Source organism: Streptomyces sp. NPDC093586 (genome assembly GCF_044764905.1).
Classification (GTDB): Bacteria; Actinomycetota; Actinomycetes; order Streptomycetales; family Streptomycetaceae; genus Streptomyces.
Genome location: NZ_JBIWJA010000033.1, coordinates 83,174 through 91,516 on the forward strand (window position 1 = coordinate 83,174; position 8,343 = coordinate 91,516).

Sequence of the window (8,343 nt, forward strand, 5' to 3'; positions counted from 1 at the left end):
GCCGAGGATGCCGTCCGTCGGGCGATCCGGTGCCGTGTGTCAGATGCCTCGGAGCGATCCCCGGCCGGCCATCGCGGCCCGTCCCCGTGCGGTCAGTCCGCCCGGACGAGGAACCGCTGATCCGCCTCGCCGGTGCAGCGTTCCTCGACCGCCTCCGCGCCCTCGGTGGTGAGGTCGTCGGCGATGCCGATGCACCGGCTGCTGGTGGCCGGACGGATCCGGACACCCTCGGCGGGGCCGGCCTCCAGGCGGAAGAGGGTCGCGTGGGTGCAGTCGTTCCGGGGTTCGAGCATGCCCCTCACCGGACCCGAACTCATCACCGTCAGGCACCCCCTTCCTTCCTCCGGGTGGTGCCACTGGATGCGGTAGAGGCCCTCGCCGACCGGTTCGAGGTACGTGCGCGGCACGGTGCTCCGCGCACAGGGCAGCTGGACGGCGACGGCGCTGGCGTAGGCGCCCTTCCGGTCCCGTCCGTCGGTCAGACACAGGTCGGGAGTGCGGACGGGACGGACGGTGACCCAGCCGTCGGTGGCGGTCTTTGGACCGTCGGAGCCGCGGGGGAACAGTCCCCAGGCGGCCACGGCGAGCAGCGGGAGCATGAGCGCGGCGACGAGCACGGCTGTGCGTCCCCTGCTCCGGCGAGGCCGCGGGGCCGCGGATTCCCCGGTCCGCGGCGAGGCCTCGTCCGTGACGTTCCCGGAGTCCGGCCCGGAGTCCGGCCCGGCGTCCGGCCCGGAGTCCGACCCGGGGCCCGGCGCCGCCGCGGACGAGGCGGGGACGCCGGCGGCGATCCGCTCCCTCGCGTCCAGCCACGCACCGACCCGCCGGCCGTCCCCGCAGGCACGGACGAACGCGGCCAGCAGATCGGGCCGCGGCAGGTTCGCCCGTCCGAGGACGTCGGCCAGAGTGCTGCGCGCCAGCACGTCGCCGTTCCGTGCGGCCTGCTCCTCCAGCTCACGGTACGTTCGCCCGGAAAGCGCCTTGAGCTGTCGCATCGACTCGACGAAGTCCGCGGCGTCTTTCGCCTCGTACGGCGACAACTCCCCCAGGTTCCCCATGAAGGTCATCCTGCTGCGTCGACGCGGAAGGGGCAATGGCCCATTCCGCCATGTCAGGCTGTCCGGAACATGGTGAGGGCAGGGCCCTGACCAGCCCGGACACTCCTTCGCTGTCCGGGACAGCCGTCGACCGTTGTCTCAGCCCGCCGACGGGCGGCAGTCTTTGTGACGCCCGAGGCCCGTGGGAGAGCGGGCCGGACGGCCACCGACCGCATGAAGAGGGGGACGGGGGGCGCTGGTGGAGCGGATTCGTCCGCTCCACCAGCGAGCACGAGCCTGTCCGTCGCGGCGCCGGACAAGCCCTGTCCTGTCCCGGGTCGACATCCACCTCGGGGAGACGCAGGTGTCGGCTTCCGGCCTCAGGCGATGAAGCAGGTGTAGTCGCCGCTCTGCCCGATGCCGATACGGCCGGTCCGGGGGAGCAGGTCCGGGTCCGGTCGTCCGACGGCGGCCATGGAGCAGGCGGGGTCGCCCACCACTCCCTCAGCGGCCATCCGCCGGGCGGCGGCCACCGCGGCCGAGGACGTGTACCACGTGGTGGTCGCTGTCCTGCCGTCGCCAGGTGTCGCCACAGGGGAGGGAGTGCGCTTCGGCGACGGTGCGCGGGTGACCGGTGCTCCGGACCGTGTGGACTCCGGCCGCCGTGTTGCCGTACTCCGGGTGGGTGCCGGCGCGGAGGGCTTGGGAGGTGTCTTGGTCCGGGTGGGTGGTGGTGCGGAGGGCTTGGGGGCCGCCGTACTCCGGGTGGGTGCCGGCGCGGAGGGCTTGGGAGGTGTCTTGGTCCGGGTGGGTGGTGGTGCCGAGGGCTTGGGGGCCGCCGTACTCCGGGTGGGTGCTGGCGCGGAGGGCCTGGGGGACGTCTCGGTCCGGGTGGGCGGTGGTGCCGAGGGCTTGGACGGCGTCTTCGTCCGGGAGGACGGTGGCGCGGAGGGCCTGGGGGTGGTCTTCGGTGTCCGCCCGGTCGTCGGGGCGGTGGCGGTGGTCCGGGGACGCGGTGGCGTCGGCTCCGGCCGCGGGGCGGTCCCGGCCCGCGAGGGCGCCGTGGAGCGGTTGGGTGTCGCCCGGGGCGGCCGCCCGGTCGTCGGGGCGGTGGCGGTGGCGGTGGCCCGAGGATGCGACGGCGTCGGTTCCCGCCGCGGGGCCGTCCCGGGCCGTGAGGGCGCCACGGAGGCATGGGGTATCGCTCCGGGCGTCCGCGCGGCCGTCGGGGCGGCGGTGCTCCGGGGACGTGACGACCGCCCGCTCGGCGGCGCCGGTGGCCGGAGGCCGGCCGACGTCGTCGGGGCAGGGCTCATGGCGCGGGACGGCCTCGGTCGCGCCGTGCTCGACGTCTCGGGCGTCGACGTCGGAGACGGCAGCGGCGCCAACGTCGGCAGGGAGAGGTCGGCCGAGGCCGACGGCGACGGACCCGGCGTACCGTCGTCCTGTCCCACCCACGCCCACACGCCGACACCGCCGAGGACGAGCACGGCGGCGCCGCCCGCGATCCACGGGGCACGCCGGGACGGGCGTCGGTGACGGTTCATAGTCTTCACCGTCTCCCGACCGCCGACAGGGCGCTCGCTGGAACGGCCGGGCGTTGCGCCTCCCGGGCCGCACCCGGCCGTGCCCGTCGGGAAGGCCTGTCCGAAAGTCATCCCCCGCGGGGATGCTCCCTCCCGCCACGGGTATGTCTCGTCCACGCGCGTGTGCCGAGGGTTGGGGGGAGCTGGCCCGGTGACATGGTGCCGTCCGGGAACCGGCGGACAGGAGACGAGGAGGGCCCGGCGGCGGCGGAGGGCGCGCCTGCCGAGGGCCCGGGGGACGTACGGCCCCGAACTGCGCGAGGTGCTGCCCGCGCTGGCCGGAACGGTCCTCACGGCGTGCGGCGCGTTCACCGGTCTCGTCGTGGCCTACCGCTTCCACGGCCCGGCGGCGCTGCTGGCCCTGATCACCCTCGTGGCGGTCGTCACGGCGGTGGTCGTCGGACGCCGCCGGCCTCTGGTCCGGCGCCGCCGCGGGTACTACACGCCGGAGGAGATCGCGGAGTTGGACGTCGACGGCCTCGCGCTGGCCGTGTGCCGCATGCTCCGCCGGGACGGCTGGACCGTACGGCGGGCGGCCGACGACGGTGTCCGGCCACGGGTGCGGGCCCGCCACGAGCGCGGGCACCGGCTGGAGGTCGCTTTCCGCCCCGTCGCCGAGCCGCTCCCGGACGAGGACCCACCGCTCACCCGGGCATCCCGCGGCGACCGTCCGCCGCGCCTCCGGCTGATCGTGCACCGCGGCACGTTCACCCTCCGCGACGTCCGGTGGGCGCGGGCGAGCGGGGACACCCGCCTGATGGACGGCACACTGCTGAGGCGGTGGGCGCGCGGAACCCCGCTGCACCGGCTGATCGATCTCCGCTGATCCGTGCGGGCGTTCTGTCGCAAAACCCCTCACATCCATGATCGATCCTGATTGATTCGCTTCGTCTTGGGTTTCCGGACTGGTGATCGCACGCGCCCGGACCCTATTCCTGACCCAGCGTGTTCCGGCCGCATCCCACCGGAACAACCGCCGCTCACTCACCGTCTCCCGAGTGATCCGGACCACCGACTGGGAGGAGAGGAAGCCGCATGCGCGTGCGCAGAAGAACCAGATGGGCGTCGCTGGCCGCGACCACCGCCTTGGCACTGGGGACAGGGCTGGCCGCCGCCCCCGCCGCCCCCGCCGCCCCCGCCGCCCCCGCGGACGACCCCGTCGAGATCGTGCTCGACGGGAACGACATACGCGCCGACAACGTCAACGGCCTCACCTACAAGGGCCTGGGGCTGCTGAGCTGCAACAGCACCAGCAACCTGCTGATGGACTACAAGGCCGAACACCCCGCACGGTACTGGCAGCTCATCAGGATTCTCTTCGGCGGGAAGAACCCGCTGATCAACCACGTGAAGATCGAGATGGGGTCGGACGCGAACACCTCGACCGGCGCCGACCCGGCGACCATGCGCACCCCGGACGAACTCGCCGACGCCTCCCGTTCCCCCGGCTTCCAGCTGGCCGCCGACGCCAAGACGGTCAACGCGGACCTCAAGGTGTCGATCCTGCGGTGGACCATGCCCGAGTGGGTCCAGAAGGAGTGGGACAAGGGAACCGGCTCCGACGACATGTACAAGTGGTACAAGGAGACGATCCTCGACGCCTACCAGAAGTACGGGTACATGGTCGACTACGTCGACCCGGACACCAACGAGACCCGGGATCCCGACGAGGCCTTCGTCAAGTGGTACAAGAAGGCGGTCGTCACCGACACCGACTTCTCGGACCCGCGCTACGGCATCCCCGCCGGCCGGCGGGACAAGGCCGCCAAGGCGTACCACGACATCAAGATCGTCGCCTCGGACGAGAACAACACCCTCGACATCGGGCCGGCCGTGCTCGGCGACGCGGAACTCTTCGGCGCCGTCGACGCGGTGGGCTACCACTACACCACCGAGGACCGCCGCGAGGGCGCCGCGGGCAGCGACACGTACCTGCCCTACACCCGGCTGGCGACCGGCGAGAACAAGTACGCCCAGGACAAGGAGGTCTGGTACAGCGAGGGAACCGCCTCGTTCGGCTACACCGAGTACCGGGTCAACAACACCGAGGGCCCGAACGGAGCGAGCACCGGCATCGGCGGCGTCCAGAGCTCGCTCGACCTCGCCAACCGTCTGGTGAAGAGTTACGCCGCCTCCAAGAGGACGCACTACATCTTCCAGCCGGCGATCGGCTCCTTCTACGAGGGCGCGCAGTACAGCCACAAGGAGCTGGTCAGTGCCCGCGACCCCTGGTCGGGCCACCTCCACTACGACGCGGCCCTGTACGTGATGCAGCACTTCACCCAGTTCGCGAAGACCGGCTGGGAGAACGACACCAACACGGCGGGCATCTGGCGCACCGTGCCGGAAGCCAGTCACAGCGGCGTGAACGGCACGGAGAACCTCGACGGTTCGAACGGGGCCCCGAGCTACATGACGCTCGCCGATCCCGGCAGGAAGGACTTCTCGACGGTCGTCGTCAACGACAGCGACCAGCCGAAGACGTACCGGATCAAAGCCGTGCACATGCGGCTCGGCGATCCCGCCATGGAGGTCTGGGAGACCCGCGGACCGGACGCGGGCCAGGCCTACGACGCGAACCTCAAGCATCTCGTCGACGAGATCCGGCCCGGCACCGACGGTTTCTCCACGTACACCGTCGATCCCCGGTCCGTCGTGACCTTCACGACGCTGGACAGGAGCGGCGACGAGGAGACGAGGCAGCGGCTGCCGAGGCCAGGGCAGCGCACCGTGCTGGACACCGACGCGACCGGCAAGAAGCACGACACCCGGGACCGCGTCCTGTACGCCGACGACTTCGGCTACGAGGAGGAGGGCAGGGTCCGGGTCGGAACGGCCGACGGCGCCCGTACGACGTCCCAGCCCTACCTGACCTCGCGCGGCAACCAGCCGCGCTACATGGTCGACCAGACCGGCGCCTGGGAGGTCGGCAGGGACACGCACGGGAACAACGTGCTGTACCAGTACATGGACCAGTCGATGAAGGACACCCACGCCTGGAACCGGAACACGCCGAACACCACCGTCGGTGACTTCCGCTGGGAGAACTACAGGGCCACGGTGGACGTCACGTTCACCGACCCGGACGGCGGGCTCGCGACCCTGGGCGTCCGCCAGCAGAAGGGCATGGCGGCGAGCGACGCCGCCTACTCCGTCCGCATCGGCCCGGACGGCACGTGGACGTTCTCCGAGTACGGCACGGCGGTCGAGAAGGGGACCGTCGCCCCCTCCGGCACCTACCGCCTCGCCCTCGAGGCCAAGGGCGCCTCGATCACGGCCTTCATCGACGGACGAGCCGTCCACACGTACCAGGACCCCACCCCGGAGACCGAAGGCCGCGTCAAACTCGGCACCGACTTCCACCGGACGGCGTTCGACAACCTGAAGGTCGAGAAGGTCGACGGGTACACGCCGTACGCGGAGGCCCAGTTGGACGACATGGACGGCTCGGTCGCCTACGACGGCACCTGGAGCAGGAAGAGCGCCTACGGCGACGCGATGGACTGGTACCGGTCGACCTCCACGAGCCAGAGCGCCGGCGCGTCCTTCGACGTCCCCTTCACCGGCACGGGCATCGACGTCATCGGCGGCAACGACGGCAGTGCCGTGCTCGACGTCTACGTCGACGGCAAGCCGGTCGCGAAGGACGCGAAGACGGCCGCCTCCGGCAAGCGCCGGGCGACGTACGCGCTGCGCGGCCTGCCCGACCGCCCCCACACGGCACGGTTCGTCCTGAAGTCCGGGAAGATCGTGCTCGACGCCTTCCACGCGATCTCCGGAGACGTGGACGGCCCGGTGGACACGACGCCGGTCCGGCGCGCCCTGGACGAGGCCGGGGCCCTCGAGGAGGCCGACCACACGCCCGACTCGTGGGCCCTGTTCGACTCCGCGTCCTCGGCCGCCAGGACCGCCCTGCGCGGCCAGAAGGGCCTCGACACCCTCGGCGCCGGACAGATCGCGCACCGGCTCGACGACGCCCGAGCGCGGCTGGTCCGCAAGGACGCCACAACCCGGTAGGCGGCCCCGCAGACCGTCACCGACGGACGCGGAACACGAACCGCGGCGGCCGCCGGCGAACCGGCGGCCGCCGCCGCAGGCACGCATCGAACGATCACTGTCGGTCTTTCGATCGAGAACGATACGGTGATGAGCCCCGCACATCGCGGTCAGGCATCAGCTCCAGAAGGGTCACGAACGATGCCGTTGGCAGCGGAACGCCAGGAACGGATCCTCGCCGCGGTGCGCAAGCACGGCATGGTGCGGCTCGCGGACCTGGCCGGGCAACTCGGCGTCACGGCGGTGACGGTGCGCAGGGACGTCACCCGGCTCGCCGACCGCGGTCTCGTGCAGCGCGTGCACGGCGGCATCGCCCTGCCCCACCGTGCCCCCCGGAGCCGGCAGGCGAGAGAGCCGGTACCCGGCACCTACGGTCCGATGGCGACCCGCGCGCTGGTGGGCATGGTGGTGCCCTCGGTGGACTACTACTGGCCTCCCGTCATCCAGGGCGCCCACACGGCCGTGGCCGCCGCCGACGGCCGGCTGATCATGCGTGCCTCCCGCTGGGACGACCCGGCCGAGGACCGGCGGCAGATCGACGCCCTGCTGGAGCGAGGGGTGCAGGCACTGCTGGTAGCCCCCGCGACGACCGGGGACGCGGCCCTGGAACTGCTGCGCCGGCTCCGCTCGCTCACCCTTCCGGTCGTCCTCGTCGAGCGCCGCCCTCCCCAGGAACTCGTCACCTTCGCACTGGACGCCGCCACGACCGCTCACGCGATCGGCGCCGGCCTGGCCGTACGCCATCTCGTCGCCCTCGGACACCAGCGGATCGCGCTGATCACCACCCGCCGGAGCCCGACGAGCAGGGCGCTGCGCGCCGGATGGCAGGACTCGGTGGCGGCGCTGGGACTTCCCTCGCACCGGGGCCTCGACATGGAGGTGCCCTCGTACGGGACGGCGGGATGGACGGACGCGTACACGTCCGTCCTCGAACGGTGCCGCGAGCTGGACGTCCGTGCCCTGTTCGTCCACTCGGACCGGGAGGCCATCGGCCTGATCGAGCGGGGCCGGGAGCTGGGTGTCACCGTCCCGGACGACCTGGCCGTCGTGACGTACGACGACGAGATCGGTGCCGCCTCCGACCCGCCGCTGACCGCGATCAGGCCGCAGAAGCACCGCCTCGGCAGGATCGCCGCCGAACTGGCGCTGACCAGGCTGGCCGATGTCGGCCAGGAGTGGCCCGTCCACCGCGTCGAACTCTGGCCCGACGTCGTGGTCCGGGAATCCTGCGGCAGTGTGCCGGTGCCGGCCCTGCCCAGGCGCTCGGGCCGTACGAAGAAAGGAGAGCCGGGACGAGTCCCGCCGGCGACGCCGACCACATGACCCGTCTCGTCCGTACCGCCGCCGCGGAGGCACGCGAGGCGTCCATGCCCGTCCTGCGGCCCGCTCACCCTCGTGTGTCCGGACCGAGGCCGCTCGAACGGCCTGGAAGGAGGCCGGCGCCGGGGGACGGTGCCCGCCCCGGCGCCCGGCGTCAGCGTGCGGTGGCGACGCTCACCGCGTCCTGACGTCGTGGGCGGTGCCGTCGGCGACGGCCTGGAGTTTGTCCGGGTTGGCCACGTTGTGGACGGCGGTGATGCGGCCCTCGGCGTCGAAGTCGAAGGTGACGGTGGCGATCACCCGGTCCGGCCCGCTGAACACCATGCCCGGCCCGCCGTTGATCT

6 protein-coding genes and 1 pseudogene are annotated in these 8,343 nt (G+C 72.3%); 4 read left to right on the forward strand and 3 right to left on the reverse strand.

The features are described 5' to 3' along the window. Positions 1-92 precede the first annotated feature (92 nt). Both ACIRFH_RS28120 and ACIRFH_RS28125 read right to left on the reverse strand, forming a co-directional pair. Entirely contained in the window at positions 93-1,058 is a 966-nt protein-coding gene (locus ACIRFH_RS28120) for an XRE family transcriptional regulator (RefSeq protein ID WP_403526536.1), read from the reverse strand. Positions 1,059-1,417: 359 nt separating this feature from the next. Next, a complete protein-coding gene (locus ACIRFH_RS28125; RefSeq protein WP_403526539.1) occupies positions 1,418-1,630 on the reverse strand; it encodes a hypothetical protein in 213 nt (70 codons plus the stop codon). A gap of 256 nt (positions 1,631-1,886) precedes the next feature. Here ACIRFH_RS28125 and ACIRFH_RS28130 point away from each other — a divergent pair, with 256 nt between their 5' ends. The 4 genes from ACIRFH_RS28130 (at position 1,887) to ACIRFH_RS28145 (ending at position 8,002) form a co-directional block, all read left to right on the forward strand. Beyond that, positions 1,887-2,576, forward strand: coding sequence for a hypothetical protein (locus tag ACIRFH_RS28130; protein ID WP_403526542.1), 690 nt, complete (start codon positions 1,887-1,889; stop codon positions 2,574-2,576). A gap of 198 nt (positions 2,577-2,774) precedes the next feature. Next, on the forward strand, positions 2,775-3,449 hold the full coding sequence (locus ACIRFH_RS28135; protein WP_403526545.1) for a hypothetical protein: 675 nt from the start codon (positions 2,775-2,777) through the stop codon (positions 3,447-3,449). Between the two features lie 209 nt (positions 3,450-3,658). Further along, positions 3,659-6,640, forward strand: coding sequence for a GH59 galactosidase (locus ACIRFH_RS28140; RefSeq protein ID WP_403526548.1), 2,982 nt, complete (start codon positions 3,659-3,661; stop codon positions 6,638-6,640). Between the two features lie 180 nt (positions 6,641-6,820). Then, entirely contained in the window at positions 6,821-8,002 is a 1,182-nt protein-coding gene (locus ACIRFH_RS28145; protein WP_403526551.1) for a substrate-binding domain-containing protein, read from the forward strand. A gap of 171 nt (positions 8,003-8,173) precedes the next feature. Here ACIRFH_RS28145 and ACIRFH_RS28150 read toward each other — a convergent pair. Further along, a pseudogene (locus ACIRFH_RS28150) lies at positions 8,174-8,343 on the reverse strand (RNA polymerase subunit sigma-24); the annotation flags it as partial.

Excerpts from the sequence above, each read along its gene's own strand:
- ACIRFH_RS28145 (WP_403526551.1), top strand. The coding sequence starts at position 6,821 with ATGCCGTTGGCAGCGGAACGCCAGGAACGGATCCTCGCCGCGGTGCGC.
- ACIRFH_RS28120 (WP_403526536.1), bottom strand. The coding sequence starts at position 1,058 with ATGGGGAACCTGGGGGAGTTGTCGCCGTACGAGGCGAAAGACGCCGCG.
- ACIRFH_RS28140 (WP_403526548.1), top strand. The coding sequence starts at position 3,659 with ATGCGCGTGCGCAGAAGAACCAGATGGGCGTCGCTGGCCGCGACCACC.